17 protein-coding genes are annotated in these 16,339 nt (G+C 58.0%); 3 read left to right on the top strand and 14 right to left on the bottom strand.

Features of this window, described 5'->3' with window-relative positions; all coding sequences use genetic code 11:
- Positions 1 to 15: 15 nt before the first annotated feature.
- The 6 genes from ruvB to GF423_RS05760 form a co-directional block, all read right to left on the bottom strand.
- Positions 16 to 1,035, bottom strand: coding sequence for a Holliday junction branch migration DNA helicase RuvB (gene ruvB / locus GF423_RS05785; protein ID WP_154327461.1), 1,020 nt, complete (start codon positions 1,033 to 1,035; stop codon positions 16 to 18).
- 112 nt (positions 1,036 to 1,147) lie between these two features.
- Entirely contained in the window at positions 1,148 to 2,134 is a 987-nt protein-coding gene (locus GF423_RS05780) for an FKBP-type peptidyl-prolyl cis-trans isomerase (protein WP_154327460.1), read from the bottom strand.
- 131 nt (positions 2,135 to 2,265) lie between these two features.
- Entirely contained in the window at positions 2,266 to 2,874 is a 609-nt protein-coding gene (locus GF423_RS05775; RefSeq protein ID WP_154327459.1) for an FKBP-type peptidyl-prolyl cis-trans isomerase N-terminal domain-containing protein, read from the bottom strand.
- Positions 2,875 to 2,924: 50 nt separating this feature from the next.
- The gene (locus tag GF423_RS05770) at positions 2,925 to 3,440 is read right to left on the bottom strand and encodes an FKBP-type peptidyl-prolyl cis-trans isomerase (protein ID WP_154327458.1); all 516 of its coding nucleotides are present in this window, start codon (positions 3,438 to 3,440) and stop codon (positions 2,925 to 2,927) included.
- Between the two features lie 15 nt (positions 3,441 to 3,455).
- Positions 3,456 to 4,403: an FKBP-type peptidyl-prolyl cis-trans isomerase gene (locus GF423_RS05765; RefSeq protein ID WP_154327457.1), complete on the bottom strand. Its 948-nt coding sequence runs from the start codon at positions 4,401 to 4,403 to the stop codon at positions 3,456 to 3,458.
- 66 nt (positions 4,404 to 4,469) lie between these two features.
- Positions 4,470 to 5,060: a BamJ family beta-barrel-assembly machinery protein gene (locus tag GF423_RS05760; RefSeq protein WP_154327456.1), complete on the bottom strand. Its 591-nt coding sequence runs from the start codon at positions 5,058 to 5,060 to the stop codon at positions 4,470 to 4,472.
- Between the two features lie 179 nt (positions 5,061 to 5,239).
- Here GF423_RS05760 and GF423_RS05755 point away from each other — a divergent pair, with 179 nt between their 5' ends.
- Positions 5,240 to 5,947 carry an SIR2 family NAD-dependent protein deacylase gene (locus GF423_RS05755; RefSeq protein ID WP_154328988.1) on the top strand — a complete coding sequence of 236 codons (708 nt, stop codon included), beginning with the start codon at positions 5,240 to 5,242 and terminating at the stop codon, positions 5,945 to 5,947.
- A gap of 128 nt (positions 5,948 to 6,075) precedes the next feature.
- Here the strand turns inward: GF423_RS05755 and GF423_RS05750 are convergent, their stop codons facing one another.
- The 4 genes from GF423_RS05750 to GF423_RS05735 are packed head-to-tail and all read right to left on the bottom strand — an operon-like array spanning position 6,076 to position 8,407.
- On the bottom strand, positions 6,076 to 6,783 hold the full coding sequence (locus tag GF423_RS05750; protein ID WP_154327455.1) for a DUF5131 family protein: 708 nt from the start codon (positions 6,781 to 6,783) through the stop codon (positions 6,076 to 6,078).
- Positions 6,780 to 7,040, bottom strand: a complete 261-nt coding sequence (locus GF423_RS05745; protein WP_154327454.1) for a hypothetical protein — start codon at positions 7,038 to 7,040, stop codon at positions 6,780 to 6,782. Before GF423_RS05745 ends, GF423_RS05750 begins: the two co-directional genes overlap by 4 nt.
- Before the next feature lie 15 nt (positions 7,041 to 7,055).
- Positions 7,056 to 7,940 (bottom strand): radical SAM protein, encoded by an 885-nt coding sequence (locus tag GF423_RS05740; protein WP_154327453.1) that lies wholly within the window; start codon positions 7,938 to 7,940, stop codon positions 7,056 to 7,058.
- A 20-nt stretch (positions 7,941 to 7,960) separates the two neighbouring features.
- The gene (locus GF423_RS05735; RefSeq protein WP_154327452.1) at positions 7,961 to 8,407 is read right to left on the bottom strand and encodes a DUF4440 domain-containing protein; all 447 of its coding nucleotides are present in this window, start codon (positions 8,405 to 8,407) and stop codon (positions 7,961 to 7,963) included.
- 146 nt (positions 8,408 to 8,553) lie between these two features.
- On the opposite strand from GF423_RS05735, the gene GF423_RS05730 reads away from it, so the two are divergent.
- Entirely contained in the window at positions 8,554 to 9,450 is an 897-nt protein-coding gene (locus GF423_RS05730; RefSeq protein ID WP_154327451.1) for a helix-turn-helix domain-containing protein, read from the top strand.
- A gap of 253 nt (positions 9,451 to 9,703) precedes the next feature.
- Here the strand turns inward: GF423_RS05730 and GF423_RS05725 are convergent, their stop codons facing one another.
- The 3 genes from GF423_RS05725 to GF423_RS05715 form a co-directional block, all read right to left on the bottom strand.
- A complete protein-coding gene (locus GF423_RS05725) occupies positions 9,704 to 11,032 on the bottom strand; it encodes a histidine-type phosphatase (protein WP_154327450.1) in 1,329 nt (442 codons plus the stop codon).
- A gap of 46 nt (positions 11,033 to 11,078) precedes the next feature.
- Positions 11,079 to 12,389 carry a histidine phosphatase family protein gene (locus GF423_RS05720; protein WP_154327449.1) on the bottom strand — a complete coding sequence of 437 codons (1,311 nt, stop codon included), beginning with the start codon at positions 12,387 to 12,389 and terminating at the stop codon, positions 11,079 to 11,081.
- Positions 12,390 to 12,469: 80 nt separating this feature from the next.
- Entirely contained in the window at positions 12,470 to 13,465 is a 996-nt protein-coding gene (locus GF423_RS05715; RefSeq protein WP_154327448.1) for a S66 peptidase family protein, read from the bottom strand.
- A 163-nt stretch (positions 13,466 to 13,628) separates the two neighbouring features.
- Here GF423_RS05715 and GF423_RS05710 point away from each other — a divergent pair, with 163 nt between their 5' ends.
- Positions 13,629 to 14,348: a porin family protein gene (locus GF423_RS05710; protein ID WP_206113401.1), complete on the top strand. Its 720-nt coding sequence runs from the start codon at positions 13,629 to 13,631 to the stop codon at positions 14,346 to 14,348.
- An 18-nt stretch (positions 14,349 to 14,366) separates the two neighbouring features.
- Here GF423_RS05710 and GF423_RS05705 read toward each other — a convergent pair whose 3' ends face one another.
- Positions 14,367 to 16,310 carry a hypothetical protein gene (locus tag GF423_RS05705; RefSeq protein WP_154327446.1) on the bottom strand — a complete coding sequence of 648 codons (1,944 nt, stop codon included), beginning with the start codon at positions 16,308 to 16,310 and terminating at the stop codon, positions 14,367 to 14,369.
- Between the last annotated feature and the right edge of the window lie 29 nt (positions 16,311 to 16,339).

Genomic DNA, 16,339 nt, shown 5'->3' with positions numbered 1-16,339 from the left:
GATGAAAAAATGTTGTCAAAACAGGGAGCCCGACGCTTGCGCGCGCGTGCGGTGCAGGTGCTTGTAGGCCAGCTCGGTGGCCTCGCGGCCTCGAGGTGTGCGGTTGATGAAGCCTTCCTTGATGAGGTAGGGCTCATACACTTCCTCGATGGTGCCGGGGTCCTCGCTCAGGGCGGTGGCGATGGTGCCCAGGCCCACCGGGCCGCCGTGAAACTTGTCGATGATCGTGAGCAATATCTTGTTGTCGATGTCGTCGAGGCCGTACTGGTCGATGTTGAGGGCCTCGAGGGCATAGCGGGCAATCTTGCTGTCGATGGTGCCGGTGCCCTTGACCTGGGCAAAGTCGCGCACGCGGCGCAGCAGCGAGTTGGCAATGCGCGGCGTGCCGCGGCTGCGCAGGGCAATCTCGAGCGCGGCATCGTCGGTGATGGGCACGTTGAGCAGGCGTGCCGAGCGCTTGACGATGCCCTCGAGCACCTTGTGGTCGTAGTACTGCAAGTGGCAGTTGATGCCGAAACGCGCGCGCAGGGGCGAGGTGAGCAGGCCGCTGCGGGTGGTGGCGCCTATCAGGGTGAAGGGCGCCAGCGTGAGCTGCACCGAGCGGGCGCCGGGGCCCTTGTCGATCATGATGTCGATGCGGTAGTCCTCCATCGCGCTGTACAGGTACTCCTCAACCACGGGGCTCAGCCGGTGTATCTCGTCGATAAAGAGCACGTCGTTCTCGTCGAGCGAGGTGAGGATGCCGGCCAGGTCGCCGGGCTTGTCGAGCACGGGGCCCGACGTCACCTTGAAGCCCACTCCCAGCTCGTTGGCAATGATGTTGCTCAGTGTGGTCTTGCCCAGGCCTGGAGGACCGTGAAACAAGATGTGGTCGAGTGCCTCGTGGCGCATGCGGGCCGCAGCGACAAACACGCGCAGGTTGTCGATGATTTTGTCTTGACCGGCAAAATCGTCAAATTGCATGGGACGCAAGGCTTTCTCAAAGTCTTGGTCGCTCTTCTGGCGCGGGTTCCTGATGTCGAAGTCTTCGTCCATGTTCTCTTGATTGACGCGCAAAATTACTAATTATTTTCCGATAAAAGAAATCACCCGGGAGCAACAGTGGCTTCCCGGGTGATGAAAATGAGGTAACTGGCAGTGGAGCAAGTTATTTCTTCTGGCTCCCCCGGCCCGGGGTGCCCTTGCCGCTCCTGGCGCGCACGCCCTTCTTGTTGGGTACCACGCGGGTGGCCGAGCCCACGGGGGTCTTGATGTTCTGGGTCTTCACGCCGGCTGGCTTGTCTGTGTCGAGGCCTATGGCGTTGATTTCAAATTGCAGTGTCTCGCCTGGCGCGATGGCATATTTGCCGCTGCGCTGGTCGAAGCCGGCGCCGTTGTCGCCGTAGGCGATGCTGCTGGGCATGATCACCACGGCCTTGCTGCCGGGGCGCATGAGCGTGAGGGCCTCTTTGAAGCCTGCAACCACATGCTTGAGGTCCATGGCGATGGTGTCTTTCGACTCGTCGAAGGTGCTGCCGTCGATGTGGGTGCCCTTGTAGGTGAGGCGCACGCTGGCCGTGTCGGCAAATGTGGCGCCGCTGCCGGCTGCCAGCATCTTGATGGCCAGGCCCGAAGCGGTCTTTTTCCAGCCTTTCTCGCTCTTGAGGGTCTTGGCGATATAGGCTGCGCCCTTCTCCTGGTTGCTCTGGCTCAGACGCTGCTTCACTGCGGCCTGCACGGCGATGAAGCTGTTGCGGGCCTCGTTGTTGACGGCCATGAGCTGCTGCTGGCCCAGTGCGGGGCCGTTGAGGGTGGATTGCAGGTACTGGGCCACGAGGTTGCGGTCGAGAGCGATGCCGTCGCGCTGCTTCATCTGCTTCATTTGGGCATAGAGCTCGGCACCCATCTCCAGGCCGTCCATGTAGCTGGTGCGCGTGGTGTCGGCCTTCATCACCTGCATGAAACCGGCGATGAAGTCTTGCTTGTTGAAGGTGGAGTCCTTGCTGGCGATCGACGAGAATTGTGCGCCGCACAGCTTGCCCATGGCCATGCTCAGCGTGTCTTGCTTGGCCTTGAACTCGGCGTCGGTGACGGCGCTTGCACTCTGGGCTGTGAGTGTGGCCGCGAGGGCGGCCAGTAGTAGTATCTTTTTCATTGTGTGTGATGAGTTTTAGTGAAAAGCCCCCTCCAGTCTCCCCTGTGGCAGGGAAGCGGGTGGGGGGCTTGTTGTTTTTTTTTGATTGCACTGTGGCCTGTCACAGGGGGTGAAGGCTGCACATGGGCGTGTTACTTGGCCTTCTTGGCGTCGGCTTGCTTCTGTGCGGCTTCGGCGGCCTTCTTGAGCTGTGCGGCCTGCTCGGGAGTGAGCTTCTGGCCTTGTTGCGGCACGGCCTGGCCTTGCTGCTTGGGGGCGTTCTTCATGAAGCGCTCCTGAGCCTTGCCCAGCAGTTGCTGCAGCTGCTTGCCCAGCTCCTGCATCTCTTTTTCGGTGGGAGCCTTCTTGCCGTTGAGGGCCGTCTCCAGCTCCTGCACAAAGATGTCTTTGTTGAAGTTGATGCCTTGCTGCTCCTTCATCTGCGGGATGCCGCCACCCAGCTGAGCTCCCATCTCGAAGCCCTGCATGTAGGCCATGTCGGCGGCTGTGGTGTCGAGGGCCAATCCGGCCTTCAGGCCTCTCAGGAATTGTGCCTTGTCGAGTTTCTTCTTAGTTTGCCCGTACATGCCGCCCACAGGCTGTGCGTCTTGCAAGCGCAGCTGCATGCCGGTGCCCTTGCCGTAGATTGCGCTTATCGAGTCGTCGAGCGGGGCGGGTTTGTCACTGTTGGCTTTCTTGTTGCAGCTCACTGTGCCTGCCATGACCAAGGCGGCCATTACGAGATACATTACTTTTTTCATTTTCTTTGGGATTTTATTAGTCGTTTTGATTTGTTGTCTTGATTGCTGTTTCACTTGTCCAGGCCCACGGCCTCGATTTCAAAGACGAGGGTCTCGTTGGGGGCGATGCTGCCGTCGGGGGTACCTTGCTGGCCGTAGGCCAGGTCGCCCGGAATGATGCAGTAGGCCTTGGCGCCAGGTCGCATCATGAGCAGCATCTGCTTGAAGCCGGGCACTACAGCGGCTACCGGGAAGCTCACGGCCTGCCCGTTGCTTGAGTCAAACACCTGTCCGTCGACGTGCTTGCCCGTGTAGATGACTTTCACCTTGTCGTCTTCCTTAAATTGCTCGCCGCTGCCCGGGGCCGTAATTTTGTAGACCAGCCCGCTGGCCGTCTGCTTCAGGGCGGTGTCGGCCTTGAGTTGCCGGGCGATGAAGGCCTTGTCCTCGCTTTGTGCGGTCGACAGCTCTTGGTATTGCTCTTGGGCTGCGGTGGCGTCTTGGTCGCTTATGTTGTACTTGTGCTTGCAGCTGCTTGTGGCTACGGCTGCAAAGGCTACGGTGGCCAGGATGATAGCTTTGTTCATTGTCGTTGGTTCGTATTATTGATAGTCGTCGTATTGTTGCTCCTGCCGGTCTTGCTCGGCTTGGTACTGCTTCACCTGGGCAGGGGTGGCCTTGGGGCCGGCTTCGATGTCGAAGACCAGGGCCTCGCCGGGCTTGATGCCGCTATCGTCGTCGCCCTCCATGCCGTAGGCCAGGTTGCCAGGTATGATCACGCTCAGGCGGGCTCCGGGTCTCAGCATCTTGAGTGCCTCGACAAAGCCCTCGATGAAGTCGAGATCGGTGATTTGCACGATTTCGCCTTTCTGGCTTTGGTCAAACACGGTGCCGTCGGTGTGCATGCCCTTGTAGCTGATATGCACATAGTCGCCGGCCATGAAGCGCTCGCCCTTGCCAGCCCGCAGCACCTTGTAGGCAATGCCGCTGGGGGCCTTGGTGTAGCCGGCATTCCTTACCTGCCGGGCAATGTAGTTTTGCCCCTCGACGAGGTAGGTCTTGCCCAGCTCGGCTTTCTTTTTCACCACTTGCTGGGTGGCTTGCCTGAAGTAGAGCTGTATTTGGCTCGAGAGCCGCTGCAGCTCGTCTTGCGACACGGGCTTCTTGGCGAGGAAGGCCTTGCGGAACTCCTTCAGGAGCAGGGTCTTGTTGAAACTTATGCCGTACTGGTCTTCCCACTGCATGAGCTGGCCGTACATCTGGATGGCCTGGCTCACGCCCAGCATGTAGCTCTGGTCGTGGTCGAGCGTGTCGCACAGCAGTATCTGGGCAAAGCCCTCGAGATAGGCGGCCCGGTCGAGCTTGAAGCGGCCGGGCGGGATCTGCTTGATGAGCATCTCGCACTCGCCGGCGCCCTCCTTGCCCACCAGTGCGCTCACCGAGTCGTTGAGGGCCTTCTCCTTGTCGCTCCCTTTGTTGTTGTTGTCGCAACTGGCCATGGGAAGGAGCAGGCCCAGGACCAAGATGAGAATGATGTGTGATCTCAACATTAGAGTTGCTGTGAAAAAAATATGCTTTCTTTTTTTCTGTGTCGTTGTGCTGTGGCGGCTCACCCGCTACTTGTTGTGCTGCACCTTGAGCAGCTTCACGTCGAAGATGAGCGTGGAGTTGGGCTGAATGGGGCCCGTGCCGTGGTTGCCATAGGCCAGCTCGCTGGGGATGGTGAGCTGCCAGGTGGCGCCCTCTTGCATCATCTGCAGGCCTTCGACCCAGCCGGGTATCACTTGGCCCACTGCAAAGGTGGCAGGCTCGCCGCGCTCGATGCTGCTGTCGAAGACGGTGCCGTCGATGAGGCGGCCCTGGTAGTGCACGGTCACAACGTCGTTGGGGCCGGGCTTCTCGCCGGTGCCTTCCTCTATTACTTTGTATTGCAGGCCGCTCTTGGTCACTTTCACGCCTTCGGCCTTGGCATTGTCGGCCAGATACTGCTTGCCAGCTTTCTCGTTGTTGTCGGCCATCGACGACTCCAGCTGCTTGAAGTAGTCTTGCACCACCGTCTTGGCCTCGTCGTAGCTCATCTTTTTCTCGGTGTTCTCATACACGGCCTTCAAGGCTTGTGCAAAGTCGTCGACATTGATGGTGGCCACGCCGCTCATTTTGAAATTCTGGCCCATGCTCAGGCCCAATGCATAACTCAGTTTGTCCATTTCTTGTGTTGTGAATATGTGGGTGTTACAGTTGTGATGTGCTGTTTTTCGGCCTGCCGGCACGTCATGGCTGGCAAACCAAGATGCAAAGTTAAAGTTATTTATAGTTTTTAACGGCATATTTCCAATAAAAAAGTTTAAATTTGTATCACAATTGTTCTTTAAATCGTGAAAACATGATGAAAAACTTAGTGATTTCGACTGGAGCAGGCATCAGTGCCGAGAGTGGCATGTCGACCTATCGCGACGCAGGCGGCCTGTGGGACAAGTATCCCGTGATGCAGGTGGCCAGTGCCGAGGGCTTTGCCGCCGATCCCGCTCTCATACACCGCTTCTACAACGGGCTGCGCAAGAAGCTGGTGGAGCAAGTCGAGCCCAATGCCGCCCACTACGGGCTGGTGGAGCTGGAGAAATACTTCAACGTGAACGTGATCACCCAGAATGTCGACGACCTGCACGAGCGGGCCGGCAGCAGCCACGTGCTGCACCTGCACGGCGAGCTCATGAAGGTGCGCTCGCTGCGGCACCCCGAGCGCGTCTACACCCTGCCGTGCGACAAGCTGAGCGACAAGGGGCTCGAGACCAGCGTCGACACGGTCGACGACCATGGCGACCACGTGAGGCCCCACATTGTGTTTTTCGGCGAGGACGTGCCCAACTTCGGCCCAGCCTGCGAGCTGGCCCAGCAGGCCGATGTGATGGTGGTCATAGGCACCTCGCTGGTGGTTTACCCGGCAGCAGCCTTGCTGCAGTATGCCCCCAGCACGGCCCAGGTCTACTACATCGACCCGAAGCCGGTGGCTGTGCCCAGCTATGTGCACGTGATTGCCAAGAAGGCCACCCAGGGCGTGCCCGAGCTCATCGACCTGCTCACCGCCCGCCAGTGACCCCCGCCCGCGCCCTTTAGGGAGCCCGGGGGGCGGTGTGGGGGCAGAGTAGAAGACCCTGTGGGATGCCGTCATAGACTATCGCAGGGTGCGTTGTCTCATGGCAAACCGATTGTAGCCCAGCCGGTTCAGTAGTCTATATTTGCCTTCCGTGCTTGTTGCATCTGTATGCCGTGAGTCAAATGGTAAGTCTTGCCATCCTTGATGAAGCATGCGCCAGTTTGCATGAAATGAAAATGCACACCGGCGTCAATGCACTGCCTGCGCACATCAAGCACCCAATCGTAGCGGCAGGGGCGGGCATCTCTTCCCGACTCGCCTCCAACGGTGACGCATGCTATATCATCAAGGTTGCCGTGGAAGTCTACAGGGCCTAACATAGGCTCCACAATAATTTCCTTATGGGGTAAGGGCAATGACAACAGCACAGGCAGCCTTTCGTCGACACGCTGCTGATTTTCCATTGTGCAGCACATAGTGATGCGGCCACCTATCTCGTCCCAGAAGGCAGGCAGGCATTGCAGGATGCGCTCTGGCCGCTTGGTGACCATATAGAAGTTGAGGTCGCGACGCAGGCGCATCATCTGCCACGCTTCTTCGCGCCATGCGTCCATTTCAGGCAAGAAGAAATCAGATGAGAAGCATGTCATCACCTCTGTGCCTGATGGAATTTTCCATTCACCTTTCCGGTTGCGGCGCAGTGGAAGATTGAAAGAAGCCGTCTTTCTGACGAGATTAGTGTCTACGCCATTCTCCTCATCGCGCGTGAAGACGTAGCAATGCTTGCACCCCTCGCTTTTGCGGTGACACCCATGTACAAGATTCCATACAATCATACTCTTAAAACCACGATCCCGACATAGTCAGACTCCACCACATGGCTTGCGTCGGCAATGGCCAGCGTGAAGCACTGTTTCTTGATGATATTGTCGGTGGTCTTGTGCTCAATGATGTGCAGAGCCACCTCGTGCTCTCCTATCTGTGTGCCCCATGCTGCGTTCATGGCATCAGGGTTGCCGTTCTCGTCATACGTTCCTACAATCAGCACTGGCTGTGGAAACATGAATGTCTTTGTACCAAAACTCTTTTTCATAATCGTCTCCCTTTCTTATATTTTTTGTTTTCTTTTTGCTGAGGGAATAATCTCCTCATGATAAAAATAGTTGATTACGATGGGCTTCTCACCAAACTCCGCCTGATAGTCATCGGTATCACGCAGGTACTTTAATCCTTCTGCCCGAGTGAAGCTCCGCACCTTCTCATTAAGTCTGTTCCAGTAGGTGCGATGCTTTGAGGCATAGATGTCGTGATAGAGCATGTCAAGTTCCGGGTGATGCTCATGTATCCATTGCAGAATATGTGCCTTGTAATCACCACGCAAGTTGAGGTTCTCCAGCCAGACCAGATTGCACTGCTTTTCCACCCGCTTGATGATGCTCTCCACATCGGTTATGCCAGGAAAGATAGGAGAAATGAAACAAGTGGTGCGTATGTGGTTGTCATAAAGTATCTTCATTGCCTCAAGACGCCGCTCTATGCTCACGCCATGATCCATCTGCCGGCGAAAATTCTCATCAAGCGTGTTTATTGAGAACGATACGCGTACATCGGGAAATGTCTTCAGCAGGTCAAGATCACGCAGTATCAAGTCCGACTTTGTTGAAAGGCTCAACCTGATGCCACTGCCTTGCATCTGCTCAAGAAACCTGCGAGTGTTACCCACGGTTTTCTCTATGGGCTGATAAGGGTCAGTAACCGAGCTCAGAAATAACTTCTTGCCACGGTATTTCTCCTTGTTTTTGATATCACCCCAATGTTTCACATCCACAAACGAGCCCCATGGCTCAGAATGATTGGTAAAGCGCTTCATAAACGAAGCATAACAGTACCGGCACGCATGGGCGCATCCCACGTATGGATTCACTGCATATTCTGCTGCTGGAATGTTCGACTTCGTTATGATGCTCTTGACATCTATATCTTTTACTATCATCTCTCGCTATAATTATTAGCTCACACAATCTCCTTCATAGCGCTGAAGTCCATTTCCATCGGACGGATAATAGACCATGTGGAATGAATCACATGCCAGTCGTCTTCCTCCTTCTGGAACACTTCAATGCAGTTGTAGTTGACGTTGATGAGGTTTCTTTCACAATAAAGTTGATAGGTGAGCACAGCCATGTCCCCGACTGCCTGCACGCGCTCATTGCGCACCTCATAGTGCTTGGCATACAGCTTTCGGTCAACACGCTCTATGGCAAGCTTTGCTATCTCATCGTAGGTGTCCACACGATTCACGCACACTGCATCAAAATAGCTGAAGCTCTTCTTCGACCACAGGTCACGATAGCCTGAACTGTCACCATTGAACCATTTCTCCAGTGCGGCTTTCTCCATGCCTATGAGTTTCTCGGCCAGCTTCTCTTCGCCCTCGTTCTTGTACCAATTGTTGCTCATGATTTGTATGTTTTATATCCTTTGTTTTACTGCTGCAAAGTAAGGGGGAATCGACGACCCGACCATGAAAGAAAAAGGAGAAAAATGTCACTTTTCGGGACTTCTGCTTGCCAGCGTCATTTTTTCAAATTATCTTTGTCTGAAAGATGAAACGAATACCTCTTTATAAGTTCTTCAAGCACAAGTATGGTCCTGAATTGCTGGTAGATGTGGTGAACCTAAACAAGATGAAGCCCGACATCCACCGCACGCCCGTCTATCGTGAAACCTTCTACAGTCTGCTGCTCATCACAAGCGGCTCAGAGGCTGTAGCAATCAACGACCACACTGCCACAGTGGGCCGTGGCTATGTGCTGACATCAATACCTGGTGAGGTATGGGCGATGTGCGCCGACAGCAAGCTGGAGGCGCTCAACCTCATCTTTGAAGAAGACTTCTTGCTCGACTTCTTCAGCGACACTCATTTCCTGGACCATTTCAGTTATCTGCAAGCCGACCGACCTTCGCCGTTTCTTATCCTTGACGACAAACTTAATGATCGGCTGCTCCAGCTCTATCTTGACATGCAACGTGAGATACATCGCCCCGAACAGGATCAGCACATCCTGCGTGCCATGCTCTATGAGGCGCTCATGCTGCTCAATAGGGCTCGGTTTATTGAAGACAACAAGAAAGAAGAAGGGGCCGACATCAACGTAGCAGTCAACCACAATCAATATATTGATAGTTTCAGGTCGTTGGTTGAAGAACACTATAAAGAGGAGCACGGCGTGTCCTTCTATGCCGATCGACTGTTCATCACCACAAACTATCTCAACAAGCTCGTTCGGTCATCGCTGGGGGTATCAACCAAGCAATATATCCTGGGCCGTATCATGCAGGAGGCATGCAATTTGCTGCACTATACATCCTTGTCAGTGCAGGACATAGCTGCCCAACTGCATTTTGAGACGGCGACCTACTTTACACGTATATTCTACAACTACAAGAAGCAGACACCTCTGAACTACAGGAATAATGCGAAGGCAACCGGGTCCCGCTAACCATGGGGACGAGTCGTGTGTTAATCCTAACAGCACCTGAAGGCGTGCACGGTCGAGTTGCTTGACTTCGTTGAATTTAGTCTCCTATACCCAAGGAAGTCACACTTGGACTGGAGAGCTTGCAAAGAAACTGGCGTGTTGGCAAAATATGATGTACTACGGCGTGACACGTCATGGGTTGCACAGCAGGAACCAGAGCCGTCACCGGCGAGCAACTTGTGGAAAATAAAGCATCTAAACTCAAGCAGGAAATTCAGGCGGGTGCGGCGATGGTCCAGTCGATGGGGGTGTGGGCCTTGCGGTAGTAGTAGTCGCGCAGGTCGCTCCACCGGTAGTAGGGCCAAGTCTTGGTCTTGAACGGCAAGCGAGCCTCTTGCTCGTTGAGCAGCACTTTTACAAGCACGTCGCCGGGCTTGTTGCCAGTGCCCTTCTTGCTGGGACGGTAAAACACGAGCTGGATGTTGCACCCCATGGGAAAGTAGTTGTAGCACTGCCAGTTGTAGTCGAGGCTGTCGAGGCAGGCCGTGGAGTAGTTGGCATTGTCGATCTCGAGCATGCAGGCCAGGGGCAGCAGGCAGGTCTCGTGCCCGAAGCGCAGGGTGGCGCCGCGGCCGTGGCAGGCGATGACCGAGTCGGCCGTGGCCACCATGTGGGCCAGCAGGTCGCGCTCCACATAGGGCATGCGGCCGCCATTGGCCACAGCGTTGGCCGAGTGGGTGTACCAGTATATGTTGGCTGCCCGCCACAGCTGGTAGCGCTCTTCGGGGGTGAAGTAGTCGAGCAGGCTCATGGGGTCGAAGGCGTGGTGGTTTTGCAGGCTGCCTGCCACGTCGAAGACGTCGCGCATGAGGCGCTGGGCGTCGATGCTGTCGGCGGCATAGGCTGTGTCGCTCACCAGTGCGTTGACAAAGCGCGAGCTGGCCACGGCCTGCTGGTAGCGATCGCTCACCTTGTCCATGCTGCGGCGCAGCGCGTTGGAGCGGGGGTTGTCGGCGTTTTTCCATGCTGTGATGTGCATGTCGTGCTCGCTGGCGTCGGTGACAAAGCTGATGTCGGGGTTGAGGGCTGCCAGGGTGGAGGTCTCGTTGAGCATCGAGAGGATGCAGCGTATCACCACGCTCGAGCGGGCCTCGACGGTGACCTGGCCTGCAAACACCTGCGGGAAGCGCTCATACATGCGCCGGGCGATGGCCTGGTGCTGCTCGGCGCCCACGTCGCTGAGCTCGCCAGTGCGCAGGCGCGAGGCCTGCTGCACGGCTCTGAGCTGGGCCAGCAGCTGGCGGCCGCGGGCAGTGAGCAGGCCCTTGCGCTCGGCCTTGGCCAGCGGCTCGATGGGGTCGGTGTAGTCGGCGGCTGTCGAGAGCCAGCGGCTGCCGTGTCGCCCGTAGTGGTCGATGTAGAAGGGCTCGTAGCCCGCCGGGGGCGGCGTGAGCCGCGGCAGGTTGCTGTCGTTCCAGGGATAGGCCACATGATTGGCCGCACACAGCAGTGGGTTGCGTTGCAGGTCGTGGCGCGAGGGCTGCGCTGCGGCGCAGGTGGCCAGCAGGGTGCACAGCAGGAGGGCGAGGATAGAGTTGCGCATGTCGGGGGAGTCGTTTCTTTTTGTTGTTGTTGAGAGAGTTATGGGTTCACTTGGCCTCGGCGGCGGGCAGGGTCACGTGCGGCTTGGCAGCCAGCACGTCCAGCATGTAGCGGCGCACGTCGCGCCAGTGGTAGTAGGGGGCGCAGTCGGTGGCCACCTGGGCGGGCAGCCGGGCCTCGCGCTCGTTGAGCAGTATCTTCACCAGGATGTCGTCGCTGCCGGGCTTGCGGTAGAACACCCACTGCACGTTGCTGGCCATGGGAAACACCTTGTAGGTCTGCCAGCGGTCGGTGAGGTGGTCGAGGTCGGCAGTAGAGTAGTTCATGCCGTTGAGGCCCATGAGGCACACCAGGGGCAGCAGCACGCTCTCGTGGCCGAAGCGCAGGTGGGCGCCGTTGCGGCCACTGGCGATGGCGGTGTCGGCCTTGCCCAGGAAGTCGCGCAGCAGGTTGCTCTCCATGTAGGGCACATAGTTCTGGGTGAGGGGCGTGAAGCCCGACCAGCAGTACCACGAGATGTTGTTGTAGTTCCACATGCTCATCACGTCGTCGAAGCTGAAGAGGTCGTAGAGGTCGACCTTCTCAAACTGGTGGTGGCTCTGCATGTTGCCGTTCACGTCCCACAGGTTGGTCATGAGCGTGCGGGCGTCGATGTTGCGGCTGGCCCAGGCGGTGTCGTTGAAGAGCACGCGCAGCATGTGGGCCGGGTGCACATAGTGGCTCACGATCGAGTCGCGCCTTGCCCGCTGCAAGATGCGGCGCAGCTGGCTGGCGGTGCGGTCGCTGTAGTTCATGTAGTACATGTCGTGCTCGCTGGCGTCGGTGGTGAGCTTGATGGCTGGATTGAGCGACTTGAGCACGTCGACCTCGTTGAGCATCGAGAGGATGCAGCGTATCACCACCGTCGACCGGGCGTCGACCACGGCCTGGCCGGCAAACACCTCGGGGAAGTTGCGGTACATGCGCCGGGCTATGCGCTGGTGCTGCTCGGCACCCACGTCGCTAAGCTCGCCCAGCCGCTTGTGGGATGCGGCCTTCACGCTGCGCAACACGGCCAGCACCTCGCGGCCGCGGGGGGTGAGCTTGCCGGCCGAGTCGGCCTTGGCCAGCTGCTCGACGGGCTGGGCATACTGCTTGGGGTCGATGAGCCAGCGGCTGCCGTGGCGCCCGTAGTGGTCGATGTAGAAGGGCTTGTAGCCCGACGGGGCCGGAGTGAGCTGCGGCAGGTTGCTGTCGGGGTAGGCCTGGAGGTTGTTGGCACTGGCCTTGATGTTGGCCTTGAAGTCGTCGCGGGTCCCGGCACTGGCAGCCAGCACGATGGCCAGGACTGAAATGAGGAGGAACAGTAATTTTTTCAAAACAGCTTGATTTTTTTGTGTGTGTGAATGATGATGAAGAATAGCAGGCTAAGACGAGTTGTGGTGGCCGTGGCTTGTGGTCACAGCTTGAACTTGAGCTTCACCTCGCTCTTGCCCACGTTGAGCTCCACGGGGCAGCCCTCGATGAGCGGGTAGTTGAGGCGCTCGTCGTGGCTGGTGGGGAAGTCGTAGCACACGGGGATGTCGCAGTCTTGCAAGAACTCGTGCAGCATCTGGTACATGTCGGCATAGCCGGCCGAGGGCTCATAGTCGGTGAAATGGCCCACGATGATGCCCTTCACGTGGTCGATCGCGCCCTTGAGCTTGAGCTGGTAGAGCATGCTCGACACGCGGCTTATGTTCTCGCCCACGTCCTCAAAGAAGAGAATGATGTCTTTGTCGGCAATAAAGTCGCGGTCGAGGAAGTCGTAGGTCTTGGAACCGCTTATGTTCACCATCACGCTCAGGTTGCCGCCCACCAGGATGCCCCGGGCCTTGCCAGGGTTGTTGTAGGGGTGGCCTTTCACCTTGTAGGAGGGCACCTTGCCCAGCAGCAGGTCGCGCAGCACCAGGCTCAGCGAGTCGGTGCCGCCGGTCTCGCCCAGGTGGCCGCACATGTTGGCGTGCAGGCTCATGTGGCCGGCACGCACCTGGGCGCTGTGCAGGGCGGTGATGTCGCTGTAGCCTATGATCCACTTGTTGTATTTCTTGATCGTGTCGATGGGCAGGTCATAGAGCAGCTGGCTCGAGCCGTAGCCGCCGCGGCTGCACATGATGGCCTTGACAGCAGGGTCGCGCAGGGCCCACAGCAAGTCGGCCTCGCGGTCTTCCTTCTTGCCGGCCCACAGGTGGTAGGCGTCGGTCACGTGGCGGCCTTTCACGGGGTTGAAGCCCCACTGGCGCAGCACGTCGACGCCCTTGTCCAGGTTGACGGCGCCCGGAGTGCTCCCGGGCGAAATCACGGCGATTTTGTCGCCAGGCTTCAAAAACTGAGGCGCCGCGATGCCGCTCCTTGTGCTGGCCCATGTGCCTGCGGTTGCAAGGCAGACGAGGGCTGCGATGAGAAGTTTCTTCATGATGGTTGGTGCATTTTTATCGTTCTTTATTCGGCAAAAGTACTAAATTTCTCGTGTTTGGTTGCATGGTGTCATGATTTTTAACTACATTTGCTCATTGTCGCGCAAGCGATTGTGTTTAGTTATCAATATTTTTAATCTCTCTCTTAACATTTTGCAAGTCATGAAGAAATACTTGTTTATAACACTGGCTATGCTTGCCGCCTTGTGTGGCAGTGCTCAGCACTATGGCCACCGCCAGGGTGTGCAACGCTATAGGAGCGCCGGCAACTACCGCAGTCTCGATGCGCGCGGCTTCTCGCTCATGCCGCGCCTGGGCGTGGGAGGAAGCACCTTCTGGGGCGACGATGCCGAGGGCTGCAACATGCGTGCCAGCCTCACGGCGGGCCTCGACGTCAACTACCGCCTCAACCGGCTCATTTCATTCACCAGCGGTGTGGGCTTCGCCATGCGCGGCGCCGACATCGACGACCGGGCCGACGGCTACTTGCGCATCAATCACATCGACATTCCCATGCTCATCAACTTCCATGTGGGGCGCGGCTGGTCGTTCTATACGGGCGTGCAGCCTTCGTTCAAGGTGTGGTCGAAGTACCGCGCCGGCGGTGTCGAGTATGACGGCGACGATCTCTGCAGCTACGATGTGAGCATTCCCATTGGGGTGAACTACACTTTGCCCAGTGGCATCAACTTCGGCGTGCGTGCCACGCTGGGTGGCGTGAGCATCGTCGACGACGATGATGTAATCTACGACTATGCGCCTGCGCGCGGTGCAGCTCCCCGCAAAGATCGGTATTACTACGGCGGGTACTACGATTATGAAGATTGCGAGATCTACAACTTCGACATCAGCTTCTCGATAGGCTACAAGTTCCACCTGTGATGCAGGTGCCAGCGGTGCTCAGAAGTGCCACTTGCTCGAGGTCACGGCCCGCTGTGGCACACGCGAGCGCCCCGGCTTGCTGCTCGTGGGCTTTGCCTTGCTGCGGGCTGGCGCTGTCGCCTGCGAGCCGATGGTGTTGTTGCGCTCAAAGGCCTGGCTCTTGAGGCCGGTAGGAAACAGCGACTTGGCACCGCGGGCCACCTTGAAGGTGTTGCCCGTGCCTGTGACCAAGGCAGTGTTGCTGCCGGCGGCCACGATGGCCTGGCAGGGCAGGTCAAAGCGGCACTTGTTCACGTCGATCGTGCGGGTGTGGTCGAAGTAGTTGTCGGCCGTGCCGTTGCCCTCGACGGTGACGGCAGTGGCCTTGAGATTTTTTATCTTGAAAAACACATCTTGCACGCGCGACGTGGTGCCCAGCACAAAGCGCACATTGTCGAGCGTGATGTCGGGACGCTGGGGCTCGGCATTGTAGCCGTTCACTATCCAGTTCACATCGGGAGCCTGGCCTGAGATCGCGGGGTCCTTGGCGCGCACATAGGGGTCTTTGACGTTGAAGGTGAACTGGCAGTTGCTCACAATCGCCTTGTGGGTGAGTATCATGAGGCCTCTGAACCATTTCTTGGTGCTGGTGAAGCTGAACTTGCAATTGGTGAGCTTGAAGCAGTCGTCGGCGCGTCCCTGCCTCACCCACAGCATTTCATACATGACGTCGGGCAGATAGATGTCGTCGGTGATTGCGAAGGAGCAATTGCGCAGCTCGTTGTCGTGGCTCTCGTCGCTGCCCGAGTGGTTCTCCTGCTTGGGCCCTATGCCGCAGCGTGTGGCCTTGAAGTCGTCGACCAGGGTGTTGTGGGCGTAGGTCGACATGTCGACGGGCTGAAACACATAGTCGGCAGTGCAGTGCGCAATGTGGTTGTAGCCGCTGTGCAGCGCTATGGGCTGGTAATAGATGTGGTCGAAGTGGCAGTTGGTCACACTCAGCCGCGTGGCACGCCAGTTGTGGGCCGAGGGGTCGGCCGCCGTCATCACGCCCAGTGTGCGCATCGACACGCGGCAACCGTCGATGGTGATGTCGGTCGACGGCAGGTAGTGAGGATTGGCGCCTATCAAGAAAGCCTCGTTGCCCAGGCCCACCAGGCTCAAGCCGCGCTTGATGTTGTAGAGATACTTGAGGTCGATGCGCTCGCCTGTGGAGGCGTTGGTCCAGACCTCGCCGTCGTGGGTGTAGCCGGCCGCGCGCCAGAACTTGTCCCACGCCGAGCCAGCCTTGTACTGGTCGGCGTTGTAGTAGATGGGCGGGAAGTCGTGGGCCGTGGTCTCGCCCACGATGCTTATGCCCTTGAAGGTCATGCGGCGGCAGCTCCACATCTTGAACCCCATGAGCAGGGTTCCGCCCTCGATGGTCACGCCCTCGGCATTGTCGATGGCTATCGCGTTGTGGCTGCCTTGCTGGTTGATGCGGGTGTAGAACTTGCCGTTGATGTGCAGGGTGAGGTTCACGCCATTGGAGCAAAACGCGCCCATCGAGGCCAGGGCCGCGCCGTTGTCGGTGCCGCGGTAGCGGTACACGCTGGCGCGCATGACGGTGCTGGCCCCCGTGCGATAGGTCCATGTGCTGGGCACCGAGTCCATGTCGGGGACGGCACCAAAGTTGGTGGCGCTCAACTCGCTGTTGCTGAAGGAGCCGGCAAAGGTGCAGTTGTCAAAGATGGTGCGCGTGCCGCCTGGCACCACCCTGACCCGTGCCCCCGAGATGCGGCAGTTCTTGAACTTGCCGCCGGCCTTGAAGGTGACGGTGCTGCCGTCGGGGATGCTGTAGCTGCCCGTAATCACGCGGTCGACGACGATGGTGGCTGCCTGCACGCCCGTGGCTGGGGCAAGCAGCAGCGCCGCGACAGCTGCGAGGCAGGCTGCACACCGAGCTGGGCGGCGCTGGGAGAAGGCTGTGATGATTGTGTGCATGAGTGTGTGGGTGTGTTGTTGTTTTTGTT

It is taken from the genome of Sodaliphilus pleomorphus (genome assembly GCF_009676955.1).
GTDB lineage: Bacteria > Bacteroidota > Bacteroidia > Bacteroidales > Muribaculaceae > Sodaliphilus > Sodaliphilus pleomorphus.
This window is presented reverse-complemented; position numbering and strand designations above follow the sequence as displayed.

Bases quoted from the DNA above. Each gene is read 5' to 3' on its own strand.
- GF423_RS05750 (WP_154327455.1), bottom strand. From the start codon at position 6,783: ATGATTGTATGGAATCTTGTACATGGGTGTCACCGCAAAAGCGAGGGG.
- GF423_RS05765 (WP_154327457.1), bottom strand. From the start codon at position 4,403: ATGTTGAGATCACACATCATTCTCATCTTGGTCCTGGGCCTGCTCCTT.
- GF423_RS05725 (WP_154327450.1), bottom strand. From the start codon at position 11,032: ATGCGCAACTCTATCCTCGCCCTCCTGCTGTGCACCCTGCTGGCCACC.
- GF423_RS05735 (WP_154327452.1), bottom strand. From the start codon at position 8,407: ATGAGCAACAATTGGTACAAGAACGAGGGCGAAGAGAAGCTGGCCGAG.
- GF423_RS05705 (WP_154327446.1), bottom strand. From the start codon at position 16,310: ATGCACACAATCATCACAGCCTTCTCCCAGCGCCGCCCAGCTCGGTGT.
- GF423_RS05780 (WP_154327460.1), bottom strand. From the start codon at position 2,134: ATGAAAAAGATACTACTACTGGCCGCCCTCGCGGCCACACTCACAGCC.
- GF423_RS05710 (WP_206113401.1), top strand. From the start codon at position 13,629: ATGAAGAAATACTTGTTTATAACACTGGCTATGCTTGCCGCCTTGTGT.
- GF423_RS05760 (WP_154327456.1), bottom strand. From the start codon at position 5,060: ATGGACAAACTGAGTTATGCATTGGGCCTGAGCATGGGCCAGAATTTC.
- GF423_RS05755 (WP_154328988.1), top strand. From the start codon at position 5,240: ATGAAAAACTTAGTGATTTCGACTGGAGCAGGCATCAGTGCCGAGAGT.
- GF423_RS05775 (WP_154327459.1), bottom strand. From the start codon at position 2,874: ATGAAAAAAGTAATGTATCTCGTAATGGCCGCCTTGGTCATGGCAGGC.
- GF423_RS05715 (WP_154327448.1), bottom strand. From the start codon at position 13,465: ATGAAGAAACTTCTCATCGCAGCCCTCGTCTGCCTTGCAACCGCAGGC.
- ruvB (WP_154327461.1), bottom strand. From the start codon at position 1,035: ATGGACGAAGACTTCGACATCAGGAACCCGCGCCAGAAGAGCGACCAA.
- GF423_RS05770 (WP_154327458.1), bottom strand. From the start codon at position 3,440: ATGAACAAAGCTATCATCCTGGCCACCGTAGCCTTTGCAGCCGTAGCC.
- GF423_RS05745 (WP_154327454.1), bottom strand. From the start codon at position 7,040: ATGAAAAAGAGTTTTGGTACAAAGACATTCATGTTTCCACAGCCAGTG.
- GF423_RS05730 (WP_154327451.1), top strand. From the start codon at position 8,554: ATGAAACGAATACCTCTTTATAAGTTCTTCAAGCACAAGTATGGTCCT.
- GF423_RS05740 (WP_154327453.1), bottom strand. From the start codon at position 7,940: ATGATAGTAAAAGATATAGATGTCAAGAGCATCATAACGAAGTCGAAC.